Raw genomic sequence first — 17,045 nt, 5'->3', positions numbered from 1 at the left:
ACTGGTTCGAAACGCTATGGCACCACAACGGGGATTTGCTAGTGGACTCGCCGGAGAGAGCGCACGAATTTCGCGGCGATCTCCTCAGCGGACCGTCGGGAGGTCCGGGCTGGCGACATCGAACTGCTGACCTGGCTGGGTGAGCAACGGAAGAATCACCGCTGCCTTGCGTTCCGATCTTTCCACACTCCCCCACACCACCACCCGGCCGTCCGCCAGAACGAGCGAGATATCCGTCTCCGAGCGGGCTTCCACGGCGTCGACCTGCACACCGAGTTCCGGTGGCAGCACGTCGAGCACGCGCACCGCGGCCACCGTCGCGGGATCGCCGGTGCCCGGTGTCGCGGTGACGAGACGGGGAGTCAGGAGCGGCGGTGGTTCGACCGCGAAATCGACGCCCTCGGCGTCGACCGAGTGGGTGCCGTCGGACGCCTCGAAATACAGGACCGCTTGACGCTCGGTGACTGTCACCCGCACCGACGACGGGTACTCACGCTGCACCCGGACGGACGCCGCACGCGGGAGAGTCGCGACGCGCTGCGCTGCCGCGGCGGTATCGACCTGGAGCAGCGGTGTGCCTTCTGCGACCGCGAGCGCGTCGAGCACCTCTTCCCGTGTCACGACGCCGATTCCTTCGACGTCGATGGTGCGCACCGACAACAGCGGCGAGAACCAGGCGACGGCGATCGCGGCGAGCAAGGCCACCACGACACCGGCGCCGAGGAACACCGTTCGCACCCGCACGGAACGACCCGACGGGCGCCGGGCGGTGTTGCGGTCGCGTCGATCCCGCGTTCGGGTGGAGGAGGGCGTCACGAGCCTGCCGACTCCGGTCCGGAAGCGGTGGACCGGAACCGGCTGGGCCGGCTGTGCAGGGCGTCGAGAATCTGCCGGCCGAGCATCGTGACATCGCCCGCGCCCATGGTGATCACGATGTCACCGGGTCGGCTGAGGTTCGCCACCTGACGGGGCACCGCGGACAGATCCGGTTGATAGTGCACCGGTTTGGTCACCGCCCGCGCGACCAGTGCGCCGCTCACCCCCGGAATCGGTTCCTCACGGGCTCCGTACACGTCGAGGACGACCACCTCGTCCGCGAGATCGAGCGCGGCACCGAACTCGGTGGCGAACGTCTCTGTCCGCGAATACAGATGGGGCTGGAACACCACGATCACCCGGGGGCGTTCCGTCCCGGATTCGGTGTACCGCAGCGGTTCCCCCGCGACCAGTTCGGCGGCTGCGGCCAGAACGGCCCGGACCTCGGTGGGATGGTGCGCGTAGTCGTCGAACACCCGCACGCCGTGTTCGCGGCCGGTGTACTGGAAACGGCGGTGTACCCCACCGAATCCCGCGAGACCCTCGATCGCTTCGTCGACCTGGGCACCGGCGTCGAGTGCCCCGAGCAACGCCGCGAGAGCGTTGAGCGCCATGTGCCGGCCGGGCACCGACAGGCGCACCGTGCGCGGACCCTCTTCACCGGTGAGATGGAACTCGGCGACACCGCCGATGTCCTTGGCTTCCCAGTCCAGCAGTCGCACGCCCACAGGCACGCCACGGTATTCGGGATCCGTGCCGATGACATCGGACGTGCCGTACCCGAGGATCCGCAGGTCGCGGCGGCCCGACGCGACGACACGCTCGGCGAGCGCGGCCGAACCCGGGTCGTCGAGACACACCACGAGCAGCCCACCTTCGGGCAGGCGCGCGACGAAGTCGTCGAACACGCGGGTGTAGGCCTCGGGAGTGCCGAAGTAGTCCAGATGGTCGGGCTCGATGTTCGTGACGATGATGGTGTCGGGGTCGTACTGCAGGAGCGAGCCGTCGCTCTCGTCGGCCTCGGCGACGAAGACGTCCCCACTGCCGTGATGGGCGTTGGTGCCGGATTCGTTGAGTTCACCGCCGACCGCGAAGGACGGGTCGAACCCGCAGTGCTGCAGCGCGACCACCAGCATCGACGTGGTCGAGGTCTTGCCGTGCGTACCGGAGACGAGGAAGGTCCGGTGCCCGCGCATCAACGATGCGAGGACCGTAGGTCGCAGCAGGATCGGGATACCGCGCTGCCGTGCCGCGACCAGTTCGGGATTGTTCTGCGGGATCGCGGCGAACGTGGTCACCACCGCGGTCGGACCGCCCTCGAGCAGGTCGAGGGCACCGGCGTCGTGCCCGATGCGAACCTGGGCGCCGCGCGCTCGCAGTGCGAGCACGCCGCGGCTCTCCTTCGCATCCGACCCGGATACCTGTCCGCCGCGAGCCAGGAGGATGCGTGCGATACCGGACATTCCGGCGCCGCCGATCCCGACCATGTGCACCCGCTGGAGTTCTGCGGGCAACTGCGCACTCATCGTTCGCTCCTGTTCGGTTCCGTACCGGCCACGTCCAGCACGATTCGTGCCACTTCGTCGGCGGCACTGCGGTGTCCGGCCGCGCCCGCACGCCGACCCATCTCGTCGATTCGCTGCCGGTCGCGCAGGAGCGGGACCACAGTGCCGGCGATGTACTCGGGCGTCAGATCGCCGTCCGCGACAATCATCGCACCCCCGGCGGCGGCGACGGGACGGGCGTTGAGTGCCTGTTCCCCGTTTCCGTGTGGAAGCGGCACGTATACCGCGGGCAGTCCCACGGCCGACACCTCCGCGACGGTCATCGCACCCGAACGGCACACGACGGCGTCGGCCGCCGAGTAGGCGAGGTCCATGCGCTCGAGGTACGGCACCGCGACGTACGGCGCGGTCGCATGGCCGGGATGGGAAGGAACGCTCACGGTGTTCTTCGGACCGTGCGCATGCAGCACGGCGATCCCCGCCTCGGCCAGCGCGCCGGATGCCCCGACGACCGCCTCGTTGAGCGAGCGTGCGCCCTGGGATCCGCCGAAGACGAGCAGTACCGGCACGTCGTCGGGAAGCCCGAAATGGCGGCGCGCTTCGGCGCGCAGCGCCCGACGGTCGAGACGGGTGATGGACGAGCGCACCGGGATACCGACGATCTGCGCGTCACCGCGGCGGAGGATCCCCGATCCCGGCACTGCCGCGAGTACCCGTTCGGCGCGCAGCGCGCCGATCCGATTCGCAATACCGGCGCTCGCGTTGGCCTCGTGCACGATCACGGGGATGCGCCGCCGCCTCCGGAGCGGTCCGGCGCCGGCGGCGAGATAGGCGGGCAACGCGACGTATCCACCGAACCCGACGACGATGTCGGCATCGACCTCGTCGAGGATTTCGCGGGTGCGGCGCACCGAGGCCACCACACGGGCGGGCAGCTTCGCCAGGTCGAGGGTCGGCTTGCGGGGCAGGGGCACCGGCGGGATCAGCTCGAGGGGATACCCGCGCCGCGGCACGAGCGTCGTCTCCAATCCGCGCGCGGTGCCGAGCGCGGTGATCCTCGCATCGGGCACGAGTTCCCGGACGGCATCGGCCACGGCGAGTGCCGGTTCGATGTGGCCGGCGGTCCCACCTCCGGCCACCACCACGGACAGGGCAGACTTCTCCCCACTCACCTACGATTCCCTCGCTCTCCGGTTCGTCCATTCGCACCGCGTGTGGTGCGGGCGGTCTTCTGACGGGCGGCACGGGCCGATTCCCGTGCGGGTTCGGCTCTGCGCGTGGGTGCGCCGTCCACCCGGGCGGGCGCGCGGCGCGTCCGGGTACCGGCACCGGCAGAACGGCCACGGTCGTCGCGGCCGGCGGCCCGCGGGTCTCCACGGCGCTGGGCTGCCCGTGCTGTGACGGTACGCGTTCCGCCCCGGGGCGGCAGGTACGGTTCCGGTTGCCGCAACCGGATCAGCCGCGCGAACCGGCCGTCCTGGCCCGCCTGGAGTGCGGCGATGGCCTCCGGTTCGTGGCGGGCAGCATTGGCGATCAGCCCGAACATGAGAAGTGTCGTCGCGGTCGAGGTGCCACCGGCGGACACCAGCGGCAACTGGAGACCCGTCACGGGGAGCACACCGACGACGTAGCCGATGTTGATGAAGGCCTGGCCGATGATCCAGGTGGTCGCCGTGGCGGTGAACAGACGCAGGAACGGGTCGACCGACCGCATCGCGATGCGGAGCCCGACGAAGGCGAACAGGCCGAACAGGCCGATGACCGCGGCGCCGCCGAGAAAACCGAGTTCTTCGCCGATGATCGCGAAGATGAAGTCGTTGTGCGCGTTCGGAAGGTAGCTCCACTTCGCGCGGCTCTGGCCGAGGCCGCGGCCCCACAGCCCCCCGTCCGCCAGCGAGAACTTGGCCTGGCGTGCCTGATATCCGATGCCCTGGGGGTCGTCGCCCGGATTGAAGAAGGCGCGCACGCGCTGTGAGCGGTAACCGGCGGTGACCGCGAGGATCGCCGCGAGCGCGACCGCGGTCCCGAGCATCCCGAGGTACACCTTGAGCGGCAACCCGGCGAACCACAGCAGCGCCAGCACGATGATGACCAGCGACACCGTGGTACCGAGGTCGGGCTGCAACACGATCAGCCCCGTCACGACCAGCGCGGCGGGGAGGAGCGGGACGAGCATCTCCTTGAGCGTGGAGTTCTCTGCGCGTCGCGATGCCAGCAGGTGGGCGCCCCACAATGCGAGCGTGATCTTGGCGACCTCGGACGGCTGCAGGGACACTCCGAAGACGACGAACCAGCCTCGTGTGCCCTGCGAGAGGGTGCCGATGCCGGGGATGAGCACCAGGACGAGCGCGGCGACCGACGCTGCGAATGCGACGAACGAGTACTTGCGCAGCAACCGGACCGGTATCTGCAACGCGATATAGAAGATGACCATGCCGATCGCGGCGAAGACCAGCTGGGAGGTGAACAGCCCGTAGGCGGACCCCACCGACACCACGGCCCCGACGCTGGACGACGACAGCACCATCACCAGGCCGAGCACGGTGAGCAGCACGGCGATCGTCACCACGAGGTGGAACGATGCGAGTGGCCGGGCCATCCACGCGCCGAGCCGCCCGCCACGGGCCTCCACGGCCGGACGTCGGGACGCTCGGCCTGGCTTCGAGATCACCGCTCGGTCCCGCCCCGGCGGAGTTCTTCCACAGCGGCGACGAAACTGCGACCGCGTTGCGCGTAGTCGGCGAACATGTCGAGCGACGCGGCGGCCGGTGCCAGCAACACCGCCTCACCGGGCCGGGCGAGCGCGGCGGCCTCCTGCACGGCGACACGCATCGCCGTGGGGGCGTCGGCGCCGGGCACGGCGACTCGTCTCGGTCCGGCCTGCCCACGCGCCTCTCCGGCGAGCTCACTGGTCATCGCACCATCGTCGCGCGTGTCCACCAGCACCACGGGGACCTCGGGTGCGTGTCGCGTGAGTGCGTCGGCAATCTCCCCGGCGTCACGTCCGAGCAGCACCACCGCGGAGAGCCGCGGTGCCACTTCGACCACGAGATCGTCGACGCGGGCGCCTTTGAGGAGGCCTCCAGCGATCCACACCACGCGATCGTGGGCGAGAAGTGAACTGCGCGCGGCGTGCGGGTTGGTGGCCTTCGAGTCGTCGATGTAGTGGACCTGGTCGACGACCCCGACGGGTGCGGCGCGATGCGGCCCGACCCGGTGCCGCAGCAGTCCGTCGTGCACGGCCGATTCCGGGACGTCGATGGCACGGGCGAGCGCCGCTGCCGCCAGCGCATCGGACAGGCCCGCGGGCCCCGGCGGTGTGACGTCGTCGACGGACGCGAGCACCGCGGAGTCCGCGAATGCGCGGTCGACGAGAACGTCGCCGCTGATCCCGAGTTCGCCGGCATCGGGATAGCCGAGCGTGAATCCGACGGTGAAGACGGCGCGCGATCGGTCGCGCAGCGACCCTGCGATGGGGTCGTCGAGTCCGAGCACCCCGACGGTCCCGGTCAGCGCGCGAAGCTTCGCCTCGATGTAGTTCTCGATGCCGCCGTGCCAGTCGAGATGGTCTTCGGCGATGTTGAGGATCACGCCGGCGTCGGGCCGCACCGACGGAGCCCAATGCAGCTGGAACGACGACAGTTCGACGGCCAGCACGTCCGCGCGGGGCTCACTGCGGCGAAGCACGTCGAGCACCGGCAGACCGATGTTGCCGCAGGCCGCGCTGGGGATCCCGGCAGCCTCGAGGATCGCGTGCAGCATCGTCGTCGTGGTGGTCTTGCCGTTGGTGCCCGTCACCACCAGCCACCTGCGGGCAGGACCGTAGATCTCCGCCCGGTCGATGCGCCACGACAACTCGATATCGCCCCAGATGGGAAGGGCGGCACCGGCCGCCCGCGACAACAGCGGTGCGCTCGGCGGAAAACCGGGGCTCGTGACGACCAGGGCGAAATCACGCAGCGACGTGTTGTCTTCGAGCAGGCGGTCCAGCTCGACCGTGTCGGCTCCCAGTTCGGCGCACCGTGCCAGCGCATCGGCGTTGCGGTCCGTGACGGTGACGTGGGCGCCGAGATGGGACAGCGGCGCGATCGTCGCCCGGCCCGACACCCCGGCACCCGCGACGAGGACGCGGGCTCCGCGCAGTCGCTCCAGATCGTAGGTCATGGCGTCAGTCCCCGATCGCCGCGAGGTACTCGCTGTAGAACAGGGCGAGGCCGATCGCCGAGGCGATGGCGGCGAGCAACCAGAACCGGATGATGACCGTGGTTTCCGCCCATCCGCCGAGTTCGAAGTGGTGGTGGAACGGCGCCATGCGGAACACGCGCCGTCGGCTGGAGCGGAACACCGCCACCTGGATGACCACCGATGCGGCTTCGGCGACGAACAGCGCGCCGATGACGACCATGAGCAGTTCGGTACGGGTGGTGACCGACAGACCGGCGAGCATCCCGCCGAGGGCGAGCGAACCGGTGTCGCCCATGAAGATCTTCGCGGGAGCGGCGTTCCACCACAGGAAGCCGATGCACGCGGCCGCTGCGGCCGCGCACAGCAGCGCGAGGTCGAGCGGGTCGCGGACGTCGTAGCACCCGGCGGTCGGTTCGACCACGCACGCATTGCGGTACTGCCAGAACGTGATGATCACGTACGCACCGAGCACGAGCGCCATCGACCCCGCGGCGAGCCCGTCGAGTCCGTCCGTGAGGTTCACCGCGTTCGACCACGCGCTGACCAGCAGATAGACGAAGAGTATGAACACGATCGAACCCATCGACACCGTGGCGATGTCGCGCACGTACGACAGGTCGGTGCTGGCGGGCGTCAGTCCGTCACTGTTGCGAAACTGCAGCGCGAGGATGCCGAAGGCCACGGCTGCGACCAGCTGGCCGACGAGCTTGGCCGTCTTGTTCAGACCCAGGTTGCGCTGCTTGCGGATCTTGATGAAGTCGTCGAGGAAACCGACGCCGCCCAATGCGGTGGTCAGGCCGAGGACGAGCAGGCCCGACGCCGTGGGTCCCTGAGCGTCGTAGCCCAGGCCGATCAGGTGCGACCCCCAGTATCCGGCCCACAGGCCGGCGAGAATCGCGACGCCGCCCATCGTGGGCGTGCCGCGCTTGGCCTGATGGCTCTGCGGGCCCTCCACCCGGATCTCCTGGCCGAAGCCCTGCCGGGAGAAGGCTTTGATGAGGACCGGGGTGAGCAGGATCGACACCGCAAGTGCGATACCTGCGGCAAAGAGAATCTGTCTCACCGGGCGTCCTCCGTCCCCGTAGCAGCGGTGTTGTCGGCGGGGTCGCCGAGCAGGGCATCGGCCACCGCCCACAGTCCGACCGATTGTGACGCCTTGACGAGAACGATGTCGCCCGGCTCCAGTTCTTCACGGAGGAGAGCGATCGCCGCGTCCGCGTCGGGCACGTGGCAGGCTTCCTCGCCCCAGGATCCTTCCATCACAGCGCCCTGGTAGAGGCCACGGACCTGTCTCGTGGGTCCGACCGCGATGACGCGGCTGACGTCGAGCCGGACCGCGAGGCGGCCGATCGCGTCGTGCTGGACGACGGAGTCGTCGCCGAGTTCTGCCATCTCGCCGAGCACCGCGAAGGTGCGGCGACGGGTGTTTCCGGCTCGCGCCATCGTCACCAGTGCTTTGATACCCGCCCGCATCGAATCCGGGTTGGCGTTGTAGGCGTCGTCGATGATCGTGACGCCGTCGGCGCGCGTGCGCACCGCCATACGGTGCGCCGATACGGGCGATGCGGCGGCGAGAGCGCCGGCGGCCTGCTCGGGGGTCGCACCGCACTCGACCGCGACGGCGAGGGCCGACAGGGCGTTGGAGACCTGGTGCTCACCGTGCACCGCGAGGGTCACCGGTACGCGGCGCTCCCCCGCGTCCTCGCGGAAGACGGCGGTGAACGACGCCCTCGCCTCGTCGTCGAGGCGCACGTCCTCGGCGCGGATATGGGCAGTGTCTCCGCTGCCGACCCACACCACGCGTGCCGTTGTCCGCGCTGCCATCTGCGCCACGAGGAGATCGTCTGCGTTGAGCACCGCGACGCCACCCTCCGAGGCGTCGGGCAGTGCCTCGACCAGTTCGCCCTTAGTTTGGGCGATGACTTCCTGCGACCCGAACTCGCCGAGGTGCGCGGTGCCGACGTTGAGCACCACGCCGATCTTCGGCGGTGCGATGGCGGCGAGTGTCGCGATGTGCCCGCGACCACGCGCGGACATCTCCAGCACGAGGAACCGGGTGTCCTCGGTGGCGCGCAACGCCGTCCACGGATGACCCAGTTCATTGTTGAACGATCCGGGCGGCGCGATCACCGGGCCGAGGGGTGAGAGCACCGCCGCGAGCAGATCCTTGGTCGACGTCTTGCCGGCAGATCCGGTGACGCCGACGACCGTCAGCCCGCGTGCGGTGAGGGCGTCGACGACCGACCGTGCCAGAGCGGCCAGCGCCGCGAGGACCGCAGCGCCCGAACCGTCGGCGTCGTGCTCGAGGGCGAGCGCGTTGGTGTCGGTGGGGGCGAGCGCCGGCACCACGATCGCGGGAACACCGACCGGTCGCGCCGCAAGCACCGCGACCGCCCCGGCCTCGATCGCTGCGGCCGCGTGGTCGTGGCCGTCCGACCGGGCGCCGGGCAGCGCGAGGAACAGGCCCCCGGGGCCGATCTTCCGGGAATCGAACTCCACCGTGCCGGTCACCTCGGCGGACGGATCATCGGTGTCGTAGAGCGTTCCCCCGACCACCTCCGCGATGCGTTCGAGTGTCATCGGGATCATGCAGTGCCTCCGTGATGCGGACCGCCCACAGCGGGCGGGATGTGACCGTCGTACCCGGAGGTGCCGCGGCGGTCGATGGACGCGGCCAGCACCTCTCGGTCGTCGAAAGGATGCTTCGTGCCGTCTATTTCCTGACCGGTCTCGTGGCCTTTACCGGCGACGAGGACGACATCCCCCGGGCGGGCCCACTGCACGGCGGCATCGATGGCGGCCGCACGGTCGCCGATCTCGAGGATGTCACCGCGTTCGGTGTCGGGGACGGCCCATGCCCCGTCGAGCACCGCCGCGCGGATCGCGGCGGCGTTCTCGCTGCGGGGGTTGTCGTCGGTGACGATGAGCAGATCGGCTCCGCGAGCGGCGACCTCGCCCATGAGCGGTCGCTTACCGCGGTCGCGGTCTCCTCCGGCCCCGACGACGACCGCGATCCGGCCGGTGGCGCTGCCGCGCAGAGTGTCCACCACCGCCGAGAGAGCCGCGGGTTTGTGGGCGTAGTCCACGATCGCGAGAAAGTCCTGTCCTCGCTCGACACGTTCGACCCGTCCGGGAACCGAGACGGTGGCGATGCCGCGGATCGCGGCGTCGAGGTCGGCGCCCACGGCAGCGCAGATCGCTGCCGCCAGGGCGGCGTTGGTGACGTTGTACCGCCCGGGCAGAGCGACCGACATGCGGTGCCCGTCGCCGGCGGGTCCGGTCAGCGTGAAGTCCTGCGCTCCGTCGGGGTCGGTGGTCGGGTCGGAAACCGTCCAATCGGCCCCGGTCCCCGGTGCGGTGCCGAGCGTCCACACCGCGTCCTCGCCGGCGCGGCCGGTCGCGGCGACCTCGGCCATCCGCTCGCCCCAGGGATCGTCCACGCATACCACCGCGCGTGCGGCTCGCACCGGGGAGTCCTGCGCGAACAGTCGCGCTTTCGCACCGAAGTAATCCTCGAAGTCCTTGTGGAAATCGAGGTGATCCTGCGACAGATTGGTGAACGCACCGACGTCGAAGTCCGTGGCGTCGACGCGTCCGAGCGCCAGCGCATGGCTCGACACCTCCATCACCACGGTGTCGACACCGCGTTCGAGCATGACGGCGAACAGAGCGTGGAGTTGGGGAGCTTCCGGCGTCGTCAGGGCGCTGGGTATCCGGATGCCGTCGATGCGGGTCTCGACGGTGCCCACCAGACCGGCGACATGCCCGGCCGCGGACAGCCCCGCTTCGACGAGATAGGCGGTGGTCGTCTTGCCGGAGGTGCCGGTGATGCCGACGACGCGCATCCGGCGGGACGGATGTCCGTACACCGTCGCCGAGGCAGCGCCCAGTACCGAACGAGGATCAGGATGCACCAGGACCGCGACGGGGCCGGACGCGACCGCAGCGACGAGGTCGCATCCCTCCGCATCGGTGAGGACGGCGACGGCACCCCGGTCGAGGGCCTCGGCTGCGAAGGACGCGCCGTGCGCGCGTGCACCGGGCAGGGCCGCGAAGATATCGCCGGGTCGGATGCCCTGTGCCCGGAGATCGATGCCGGTCACCGAGGTGTCCCCGGCCGGCGCTTCGTTCCCCACCGCGGTCAGCTCGGCGCCGATCGCGGCGGCGAGATCCTCGATCCGCGTCACCGGTGGATGTTCGGGCCGACGGCCCTCCTCCGGAGGCGTCGGATCCGGACTCGATGACACAGGCACCAGGTTCCTCTCACTATCGCCGCAGCGTCTCGCTGCCGGGCTCAACGGTTGCGTTCGTTCCGGCGTATCACGTTACCGACGTGCCGGGGCAAGGGCAGCAGGCGGTCGGACGATCAGTCGATCTGCAGGATCAACTTGCTCCCCGGATCGGTGGACAGCGGCACTCCGGTGCGCTGCAGCAACCACGACGCGATGTCGCGGAACAGCGGCGCGGCCGATTGACCGCCGGACCCGTCGGCACTGCGCGTCGGTGCGTCGAGCATGATCCCGACGACGTACCGAGGATCGTCCGCCGGGGCGATACCGGCGAAGGTGATCCAGTAGTCCGAATTCGAGTAGCACTTGCAGTTCTGGTCGATCTGCTGGGCGGTGCCCGTCTTACCCGAAATCTGGTAACCCTCGATCGCGGCTCCGGTGCCCGTCCCGCGCTGGTTACCGGTGTCGTCCTGCACCACCGACCGGAACATGTCGCGCACGGTCGCGGCGGTCTGCGGGCTCACGACACGCACCGGGTCCGGCCGGGGTGTCTCCTCCCGGGACCCGTCCGGTCCGATCGTCGCCCGGACGATCCGCGGAGGTACGCGTTCGCCGTCGTTCGCAATCGCCTGGTAGATGCTCGTCATCTGCAACAACGTCATCGACAGGCCCTGCCCGATGGGCAGGTTCGCGAAGGTGCCACCGGACCACTGCTCGCGGCTGGGTACCAGGCCGGCGGATTCGCCCGGCAGGCCCACCTCGGTGCGCTGCCCGAGTCCGAACAGGTTCAGCATTTCGGCGTAGCGGTCCTCACCGACCCGCTCCGCGAGCATCAGTGTGCCCACGTTCGAGGACTTTCCGAACACGCCGGTCGTGGTGTACGGGACCACCCCGTGGTCCCACGCGTCCTTGACCGTGGCACCGGACATGGTGATGGTGCCGGGCACCTGGAGTACCTCGGCGGGGGTGGTGAGGCCGTCCTCGATGGCCGCGGCAGCAGTGATGATCTTGTTCACCGACCCGGGCTCGAACGGGGAACTCACCGCGAGGTTGCCCTGCTCCGCGTCGGGCGGGTTGTTGGCCACGCCGATCGACGGGTCGAACGTGTTGTCGTTGGACATCGCGAGCACCTGGCCGGTGTGCGCGTCCAGGACGACGGCCGACGCGTTCTTCGCACCCGACAGGTCGCGGGCACGTTGCACCTGCTGCTGGACGTAGTACTGGATGTCGTTGTCGATGGTGAGTTCGACGGACGATCCGTTCACGGCGGGTTGCCGGTCACGCCAACTGCCCGGGATCACCGCACCGTCGGAACCCCGGTCGTACGTCGACGAACCGTCCGTACCGGCCAGCATCGAATCCATCGAGGCTTCGAGGCCGATGAGACCGTGTCCGTCCCAGCCCGTCGCGCCCACGATGTTCGCGGCGAGGGAACCGCCCGGATACAGCCGGATGTCCTGCCGTTCGAGACCGACCATGTCGTATTCCTCGACGATCTCGGCTGCGACACCCGGGTCGACCCCGCGCGCGAGATAGACGAAACTCTCGTCGCTTTCGAGTTTCTCCAGCACGTCCTTCTCGGGTGCCGCCGTACCGAGTGCCTTGTGCACGGCCTTGGCGACGCCCTCGAGGTATTCGTCGGTCGCAGGCGCCGACGGGTCCTTCTCGCGTGCTTCTTCCAGTTCTTTTCGGACGCGGACCGGTTGAAAAGTCAGCGCTTTCGCTTCCATCGTGTAGGCGATCGGGTTCCCGTTGCGGTCGCCGATCGTCCCCCGGGTCGCAGGTTCGACGAGACGGGTGGTCCGCTGGCTCGCAGCCTCGGCCGACAGCGTCGGCGCTTGGAACACCTGGACCACCAGCAACTGCACGGCGACGGCGGCCAACGCCAAGAACATGACCCCGCGCCCGATCCGGTTCCGGAACTCGAAGCCGGTGGAGCCGCCACGAGCCGGAGCCTGTCGAGCGCGTCGGGCGCCGCCGCGTGCTGCCGGTGTCGCACGACCCGGCGGTACACGGCGAGAGGTGGAGCCTCGCGTCACCGGCGCCCGTCCTCGGGCTCCGCCGGTTGCCCGGCGCCCAGAGCCTCGGCGGCCTGCGGCGCGGCGTCCTCGGGTCGGGGCATCTCGCTCACGGGAACCAATTGTTCCGCTTCCACCCCGGGGGCCCCGGCATTCGGGAGCTCCGGCGTGGCGGTCTGCGGGTTCGCCGGGCGGGGCGCAGCGTTCTCGGCCAGCGCGTCCGTTCCGCTCGGGCGCGGGGTCGGTTCTTCACCGACCTCGGACAGCGGGCGCGGGTTTTCGACGCCGGCACTACCCGACAGGGGCGCTTGCCCACGTGTCTCGGTGCTCGCCCGCCCGCGGTTGAGCGGAGCCGGAGGAGCGCCCTGCGCAGGGACGGCTTCTCCCACGACGCGGACGGATCCGTCCTCGGCGACGACGATCCGCGCCACCTGCGAACTGGGGATCATGCCGAGCTTCGCGGCTTCCACGGCGAGTACCGGTGCGGAGTTTCCTGCCTCGACGTCGCGCTGCAGCACTGCTCGTTGCTGAATCAAAGTCTCGTTGTGGGCGCGCGCGGTACTCAGGTGGTAGGTGTCCTCCGCGGCACCGCTCGTGAGCAGGAGCGTCGCGGCCATACCCACCCCGAGCAGGGCCAGAATGGTAGCCACGAACGGGATTCGGGTCCGGACACGACCGCCTCCGGTGGTACGTCCGCGCGTCTGCGCCACAGGCACACCGAGTTGCGCGGCGCGCTGGTTCCGGCGCTGATATGCGCGTTGCGCCGCCGTGGATCGAGCCGGCCCGCGGTGGGGCGACGACGCCACCTGTACGGTCATCGGTTACCTCCTGGCGATTCGTTCTGCAGCACGCAGGCGGACGGGAGCCGAACGTGGGTTGATCTCGATCTCGTCGTCCGAGGCGCGTTCGGCGCCACGGGTCAACATGCGAAGCTCGGGTCCCATCCCCGGCAGTTCCACCGGGAGTCCCTCGGGGCTGCGCGATTTCGCGCGAGGAGCGAGTTCCTGCTTCACCACTCGGTCTTCGAGGGACTGGTACGACATGAAGACGATCCTGCCGCCCACCGCCAACGCGTCGAGAGCCTCGGGAATCGCGTCACGCAGCGAGTCGAGTTCGCTGTTGACCTCGACGCGTAGCGCCTGGAACGTCCGCTTGGCGGGGTGGCCGCCGGTACGTCGCGCCGCAGCAGGGATCGCCCGGTAGAGCAGTTCGACGAGTTCGCCGCTGGTGCGGAACGGGGTCTTCTCCCGGGTGCGGACGATGTCGGAGGCGATCTTGCCCGCGAAGCGTTCCTCCCCGTAGGTGTGGAGGATCCTCGCGAGGTCGCCGTGACTGTAGGTATTGAGCACGTCCGCGGCCGTGATGCCCGTGGTGGGATCCATCCGCATGTCGAGGGGAGCGTCCTTGGAGTACGCGAAACCGCGTTCCGCCTCGTCGAGTTGCATCGACGAGACTCCGAGGTCGAACAGAACGGCGTGCACGGACCCGACGCTGTCGAGGCCGCACTGCTCGAGCGCGTCGGCGAAGCCGTCGTATCGCGTGTGCACGAAGTCGGTGCGATCGGCGAACTCGGCGAGCCGGTTCTGCGCGATCGACAGCGCATCCGGGTCGCGGTCGAGTCCGACGAGGCGAAGACCTGGATAGGTTCTCAGAAAGTGCTCGGCGTGCCCACCGAGACCGAGCGTGGCGTCGACGTAGACCGCACCTTCGCCGCCGGGGCCGACCGCTTCGATCGCGGGGCCGAGGATTTCGACGGCCCGGCCGAGAAGGACGGGGACATGCCCGAATTCTCCGTGCTCGTCCGCGGTCGACTCGTCCTCGCCGTCCACCATGTCTCCTCCGGAATCCTGCTCGGGCCGCATACGGTCTGTCGGTTACTCGTTCGAGATGCTCGGTGTCGCACCGGTTCCGGATACGGCGACGGCGAATGCCTCGAGGTCTCTGTCCGAGCGAGGGAGACCTGACGCTGGGGAAGTGCGTCAGGGCTTCCCTGTCCGGACCTGGCGCTGGGGAAGTGCGTCAGGGCCGGCGTCGGGCAGAGACCTCGCGGCATTCGCCGCGCAGCCGTGGCTCCGTCACGAGATGTCGCGGTCACAGGATGTCGCGCAGTGCCTCGTCTCTCGCTTCGGAGAAGTCCTCTTCGTGTTCGGCCAAGTAGCTGTCCCACGCCTCGGCGTCCCAGATCTCCAGATACTTGACCGAGCCGATCACCACACAGTCCTTGGTGAGCCCCGCGTACTTGCGGTGCGCCGAGGACAACGTGATGCGGCCCTGACCGTCCGGACGCTGCTCGTCCGTTCCCGAAGCGAGGCTCCGAAGGAACGCGCGAGCCTGGGGATTGCTGCGAGAAGCACCCGCAGCGCGCTCCGCCAAGGCAGCGAACTCTTCCCGAGGGAACACGGTGAGGCTGTGATCCTGCCCCTTGGTGATCATCAGCCCTCCCGCCAGCTCGTCTCGGTATTTGGCCGGCAGCGTGAGCCGGCCCTTGTCGTCCAGCTTCGGCGTGTAGGTACCGAGGAACACTCGGCACCTCCCGCCTTGGTCGGACGGATCTTTCGTCTATGACGGGCTCAGCCTGCCTCCCGCCGCGACCCACAGTACCCCACTTTCCCCCACCGCAGCCCGATTACCGCACCCGTTTCGCGTGTGTTGCGGCAAAAGTTCCAGCTCACCCGTAGTGGCGGAAAGTGGGGGCGATTTCGTCACCCGGCCGGCGGCCCCGAACACGCCGACGTTCCGGTGCGATCTCCATCACACGTAGCCGGACAAAAGCCCTGGTGGCGCGACAACGTCGGAGGACCGTCGAGGACACCGAGCCGGAAGGTGGGGCGTCGTGGAGATACGGCCGCGCCAGGCCGCCCGCAGGCCGCTGACCTCCCCGGACACGACTACGGCGCGACCCGTCGGGTCGCGCCGTAATACGTGTGAAGCGGTGATGCGTCAGTCTTGTTCGAAGCGCCTTCGGAAGCGCTCCTCCATGCGGTGGGTGAACCCTCCGCCGGACTTCTTTCCGCCCCGAGGTCCGGTACCGCCGGTCCTCCCGGAAGCAGGCCGGGTGGGTGCGTCTCCCGCATTCGATCGTCGACGACCGCCTACCAGGAGCAGAACACCAGCCGCGAACATCACCAGAAACCCGAGCAAACTGATGACCGGGAATCCACCGGGCTTGACCGGCAACGCGACTCCAGCGATCAACAGTGTCAATCCCAAGACGAACAGCACACCGGCCTGTAGCCGATGTCGGTTCGACGCCATCCCCAGCCGCTTCCCGCGGACGGTCGAGGCGAACTTGGGGTCCTCAGCATAGAGCGCGCTCTCGATCTGATCGAGCATGCGCTGCTCGTGCTCGGAGAGTGGCACGGTACCTCCCCCGGCACTAAACGGTGGCCACCGAATTCTGGGTGAATCCGACGGGGGGCCGACTTTGACGGCCGCCTGGTGTTGATAATACGAGTACATCTCTCCCGGGACCACCAACTCTGTGGCCGAGTTCCCGGACGGCTCACGAAAATGGGGGCCGGATGGGGACAAAAGTCACCGCGTAGAGGCGATTTCGGCACCTTCTTCACTGGCGAGATAGTCCTCGACGTCGTGGAGGAAGCGGCCCACCTCGTCGTAGAACTCGCCGACGTCGTCGACATCCACCGCTCGCGCCACCCCGGCTTCGACCGCGGTGCGCGTGGCGGAGCGATCGGCGAAGTAGTCCGCCCAGACCGCGAACGACTCGTCGGCGCGCGCCATCAGGACCCACGCGTTGCGTGTGCCGGGCCGCCGCAGCGGACGAGCCGGGGCGCGCAGCTCCGCCGCCGCCACCACCGCGCCCGCACCTCGCAGCGCAGCGAGATAGGCGAGCCGGAAGCGCTCGGGAGGGGCGTCCGCACCGGCAGCCGCGGACAGAAGTGCGTCCGCCTTGCGGAGCAGCGTGGCCGCGCGGGCGGATGTCGAATGCCCGGCGCATCGCGCGGCGCCGCGGGGCGACTCGCCCGGAACGTGGCGTGGTCCTCGTATGCCGAAATCTATGGTGGACATGCCGTGCACCTCCTCGACCTCACCACCGGTGTCCGGTAGTGCCACCCACCACCGTGGTCTCGATGGTGGTATTACCGGTGTTCCGGTAGGAGCCCGGAGTGATCCGGGGATGTTCGCTTCCCTCGAACATCACCGGATCACCGGTATCGAACATGCGTTCGACGTATTGAATGATAACCGGACCCACCGACAACCCGTCAAGAGAAGGCGGCCCCCGATCCCAGACGAGCATCGATCCTCTGTGAACCCATCGAACGAACCGC

General features: G+C 69.1%; 14 protein-coding genes. All 14 read right to left on the bottom strand.

From position 1 onward, the window contains the following. Positions 1-84: 84 nt before the first annotated feature. The gene (locus HF886_RS18080) at positions 85-744 is read right to left on the bottom strand and encodes an FtsQ-type POTRA domain-containing protein (protein WP_169620161.1); all 660 of its coding nucleotides are present in this window, start codon (positions 742-744) and stop codon (positions 85-87) included. Between the two features lie 68 nt (positions 745-812). Next, positions 813-2,342 (bottom strand): UDP-N-acetylmuramate--L-alanine ligase, encoded by a 1,530-nt coding sequence (gene murC, locus HF886_RS18075; protein ID WP_169620162.1) that lies wholly within the window; start codon positions 2,340-2,342, stop codon positions 813-815. After that, entirely contained in the window at positions 2,339-3,493 is a 1,155-nt protein-coding gene (gene murG, locus HF886_RS18070) for an undecaprenyldiphospho-muramoylpentapeptide beta-N-acetylglucosaminyltransferase (RefSeq protein WP_169653070.1), read from the bottom strand. Before murG ends, murC begins: the two co-directional genes overlap by 4 nt. Beyond that, positions 3,490-4,920: a putative lipid II flippase FtsW gene (ftsW, locus tag HF886_RS18065; protein WP_169620379.1), complete on the bottom strand. Its 1,431-nt coding sequence runs from the start codon at positions 4,918-4,920 to the stop codon at positions 3,490-3,492. The genes murG and ftsW overlap by 4 nt, the downstream gene beginning before the upstream one ends. A gap of 68 nt (positions 4,921-4,988) precedes the next feature. Then, positions 4,989-6,485 (bottom strand): UDP-N-acetylmuramoyl-L-alanine--D-glutamate ligase, encoded by a 1,497-nt coding sequence (gene murD / locus HF886_RS18060; protein WP_169653069.1) that lies wholly within the window; start codon positions 6,483-6,485, stop codon positions 4,989-4,991. 4 nt (positions 6,486-6,489) lie between these two features. Next, positions 6,490-7,569, bottom strand: coding sequence for a phospho-N-acetylmuramoyl-pentapeptide-transferase (gene mraY / locus HF886_RS18055; protein WP_169620165.1), 1,080 nt, complete (start codon positions 7,567-7,569; stop codon positions 6,490-6,492). After that, a complete protein-coding gene (gene murF, locus HF886_RS18050; RefSeq protein WP_169653068.1) occupies positions 7,566-9,095 on the bottom strand; it encodes a UDP-N-acetylmuramoyl-tripeptide--D-alanyl-D-alanine ligase in 1,530 nt (509 codons plus the stop codon). The genes mraY and murF overlap by 4 nt, the downstream gene beginning before the upstream one ends. Beyond that, positions 9,092-10,693, bottom strand: a complete 1,602-nt coding sequence (locus tag HF886_RS18045; protein WP_346765405.1) for a UDP-N-acetylmuramoyl-L-alanyl-D-glutamate--2,6-diaminopimelate ligase — start codon at positions 10,691-10,693, stop codon at positions 9,092-9,094. The genes murF and HF886_RS18045 overlap by 4 nt, the downstream gene beginning before the upstream one ends. Positions 10,694-10,872: 179 nt before the next feature. Beyond that, positions 10,873-12,645 (bottom strand): penicillin-binding protein 2, encoded by a 1,773-nt coding sequence (locus HF886_RS18040; RefSeq protein WP_296549103.1) that lies wholly within the window; start codon positions 12,643-12,645, stop codon positions 10,873-10,875. 125 nt (positions 12,646-12,770) lie between these two features. Next, the gene (locus HF886_RS18035) at positions 12,771-13,571 is read right to left on the bottom strand and encodes a hypothetical protein (RefSeq protein WP_240952031.1); all 801 of its coding nucleotides are present in this window, start codon (positions 13,569-13,571) and stop codon (positions 12,771-12,773) included. Between the two features lie 3 nt (positions 13,572-13,574). Beyond that, positions 13,575-14,585, bottom strand: coding sequence for a 16S rRNA (cytosine(1402)-N(4))-methyltransferase RsmH (gene rsmH, locus HF886_RS18030; RefSeq protein WP_169620169.1), 1,011 nt, complete (start codon positions 14,583-14,585; stop codon positions 13,575-13,577). Positions 14,586-14,844: 259 nt separating this feature from the next. Then, complete coding sequence (gene mraZ / locus HF886_RS18025) at positions 14,845-15,276, bottom strand: division/cell wall cluster transcriptional repressor MraZ (protein ID WP_169653065.1); 432 nt, start codon at positions 15,274-15,276, stop codon at positions 14,845-14,847. Positions 15,277-15,693: 417 nt separating this feature from the next. Then, entirely contained in the window at positions 15,694-16,113 is a 420-nt protein-coding gene (locus HF886_RS18020) for a DUF3040 domain-containing protein (protein WP_169620171.1), read from the bottom strand. Positions 16,114-16,287: 174 nt separating this feature from the next. Further along, positions 16,288-16,827 (bottom strand): SAV_6107 family HEPN domain-containing protein, encoded by a 540-nt coding sequence (locus HF886_RS18015; protein WP_346765404.1) that lies wholly within the window; start codon positions 16,825-16,827, stop codon positions 16,288-16,290. Positions 16,828-17,045: the final 218 nt, after the last annotated feature.

This window comes from Rhodococcus sp. 105337 (assembly GCF_012844225.1).
Lineage (GTDB): Bacteria > Actinomycetota > Actinomycetes > Mycobacteriales > Mycobacteriaceae > Rhodococcus.
This window is presented reverse-complemented; position numbering and strand designations above follow the sequence as displayed.

What these genes read in the sequence shown, in the direction of transcription:
- murC (WP_169620162.1), bottom strand. Translation starts at nt 2,342, where the DNA reads ATGAGTGCGCAGTTGCCCGCAGAACTCCAGCGGGTGCACATGGTCGGG.
- ftsW (WP_169620379.1), bottom strand. Translation starts at nt 4,920, where the DNA reads ATGGCCCGGCCACTCGCATCGTTCCACCTCGTGGTGACGATCGCCGTG.
- murD (WP_169653069.1), bottom strand. Translation starts at nt 6,485, where the DNA reads ATGACCTACGATCTGGAGCGACTGCGCGGAGCCCGCGTCCTCGTCGCG.
- murF (WP_169653068.1), bottom strand. Translation starts at nt 9,095, where the DNA reads ATGATCCCGATGACACTCGAACGCATCGCGGAGGTGGTCGGGGGAACG.
- HF886_RS18035 (WP_240952031.1), bottom strand. Translation starts at nt 13,571, where the DNA reads ATGACCGTACAGGTGGCGTCGTCGCCCCACCGCGGGCCGGCTCGATCC.
- rsmH (WP_169620169.1), bottom strand. Translation starts at nt 14,585, where the DNA reads ATGGTGGACGGCGAGGACGAGTCGACCGCGGACGAGCACGGAGAATTC.